At 56.7% G+C, this 1,011-nt stretch carries 1 protein-coding gene; it reads right to left on the bottom strand.

The genetic code is table 11. The features are described 5' to 3' along the window. Positions 1 to 858 (bottom strand): Gfo/Idh/MocA family protein (locus J5224_RS29915; RefSeq protein WP_264628688.1); only part of this gene is annotated, 858 nt, incomplete at its 3' end. Between the last annotated feature and the right edge of the window lie 153 nt (positions 859 to 1,011).

The raw sequence follows: 1,011 nt of genomic DNA, 5'->3' as shown, positions 1-1,011 counted from the left end.
TTGCTCCAGTGAGACAACAAAATGGTGAATCGCCCCCACAAAACCGCGCTGTTCCAAAATACTTTGCCAGGACGGTGCGGGGTGTCGCGTGACAATCCCACCGCTCTCCTGCCAGCAATCGCTAAGATTATCGACATGGTGAATAGCCCCCTGCCCGATCATCTGCACCGACTCACGCTGGCTGCCCGCGCACCGATGCATGCTGGTGACAATCTGACAGGTTGCTGAAGCAAACAGATGTTCAGCAAAAACAAGCTGCCCTGCCGTATTATTGCGAATGACGCCGCCTTGTAACACCGCGCCCTTGCCCGCCAGCCACAGAGCCGTATCAACCACGTGCAGGTAATCATCCAACAGGGTGAAACGTGCCGGTTGCGGACCCACGTTATCCGCGCGGTGTTTCTCCACCCGCACAGAATCCGGATGCGGTAACGTTGATTTCAGCGATTGATAACCGGGGGCGAAACCGCGGTTAAATCCGACCCTCATCGTTTTTCCCTGACGCTCGGCTAACGCTAACAGCGCCTCGGCCTGCGGCAGCGTTTCCGCCAACGGCTTGTCGACATACACGTGCACGCCAAGGCGCAATAACGCGCTGATTACCTCGTAGTGGCTGGCGGTGCTGCTGTGTACCATCACGGCGTCGCACGCATTCGCCAACGCTTCCAGTGACGAATAACCTGACAGGCGATATTGCTGGCACAGCGTGCGCATTTTTTGCTGATCCGGGGAAAAGACGCCGGCAAATCTCCAGCGTGTTTCCTGGCTCAGCACCGGCAGATAGGCCTTTTGCGCAATCGAACCGAGCCCAACCATGCCGATACGGATCGGCTGTGCGTCCGTTTTCGCTGTATTCATTGTGTCACCTTCACTAAGGGAACCATTCTCTCGGGCATTACTCAGGATTGTTGCGACAGCAAGTGCGCCAATTGCTGTTTCAATTCGGCCACGTCTTGCTCAAGCACACGCACGCGCTGCGCGAGATCCGTCGAGTCAGTTTCTAGGCGCTCT

This window comes from Candidatus Symbiopectobacterium sp. NZEC135, from assembly GCF_025962695.1.
Note: the sequence above shows the minus strand (reverse complement) of the source record. Positions and strands in the feature narration are given on the sequence as shown.